The 1339-nt window shown below is 43.6% G+C and carries 1 pseudogene; it reads right to left on the reverse strand.

The annotated features are described in order from the left end of the window. Positions 1-1333, reverse strand: a pseudogene (locus AB5935_RS25245) (hypothetical protein); the annotation flags it as partial. Between the last annotated feature and the right edge of the window lie 6 nt (positions 1334-1339).

Below are 1339 nucleotides of genomic sequence, written 5' to 3' on the forward strand. Positions count from 1 at the left end.
TATTCTCCATGTGTACCAGTTCCACCGGAATTCCCCTTTTTAATAAAGGCAAGGTTTGTCCATAGAAACTGGAGAATTGCGGATCGTCATATCCGTTATGATCCGGGAAACGCTGGAACATCAACGAATTTGCCATCAATACACCAATGCCGTGCGTACCGCTGATTTGTTTGTCAGAAGTGCGAATGTCATTCAATGTGTTAATCATCACCTGCATTTGCGTAGAATACGAACGGGGAATACGTTCTTTCTGATCCGTTCCTGCTATCCGGTATAATCCCTGATAAATACGGTCCGGCCATGGCATCACTTCATAAGTATCTACCATCGGGTACATTAACTGTGCGGCAAAAGTGGCCTGATAATTGATTTTATAATCCAACCAGTCTTTGGCACGGTCTTCAATCGGGTCGGTCAGGAAATACATTTTACGATTCAAAGGGGCAGTCATGGATTTCATGCAGCCGTATTCGAGAAAAGCATTCTCAAATACACGCTCTTTCTTTACGCCGTTATAGAAGTTCGGTTCACGGGCAGTACCTGTCCACACCTGTGCGATGTAACCATCTACGCAATCCAATGAAGCCAGACTGGCCTCCGGACTTACAATTTGCCAGGAAGTGTAGTTAATCAAAGAGTGAGTAGGCACATAGCATTTCACATCCAGCCCTTTCGATTTACCATATTCTTTCGCATAAGTGAATATCTTATCCAATGCGTTATAGTAGAGATGATATTTCAATTTATTGGAGAGATAAGTATTTTCGGGAGATTCATGTTGAGGTCTCCAGGGAAAATTATAATATTTCTGCCATTCGGACATGAAGGCTTCACTATATCCGCCACGCATCCAGAACTCCGGTTCTTCCAGATAGATGGAAGTAATGCCGGCATCAATCACCCGCTTTATCTGCGTTTCCTGCATATAACGGATAAAACTTTCGGTAGGTACAATGTAGGGTATCAAGTGTCCGTGGGCTATCTCGTTTCCGTTACGATCCCGCTGCCCCTCTTTCAGGTGACCGTCTATTCCATCCCATTTGCCGATAAAATAGTATTTATAGTCTCCCCATGCCACTCCGGTCATAAATTGTGTCTGATACCCCTTGTCTCTCCACGACTGAACACGCTGTTCAAAAGAAACACCCTTTTTATCCAGCGTGCCATACACCATCGTGGCATCAGCACGCACATCCGTTTCGGGTTTCCAGGGTTCGGCTGTTTGAAAAGTTGTTTTTGCTTCCTTGTCTTTGGCCGTTTGAGTTTGAGCAAAAGAAGCATAATTGCCGGTTAATAACAGGCTGAATATAATCAGTAGTTGTTTATTATTCATTTTTAC

This window comes from Phocaeicola sp. RTP21198st1_B8_RTP21198_201120 (genome assembly GCF_040929485.1).
In the GTDB taxonomy this organism is placed as follows: domain Bacteria; phylum Bacteroidota; class Bacteroidia; order Bacteroidales; family Bacteroidaceae; genus Phocaeicola; species Phocaeicola dorei.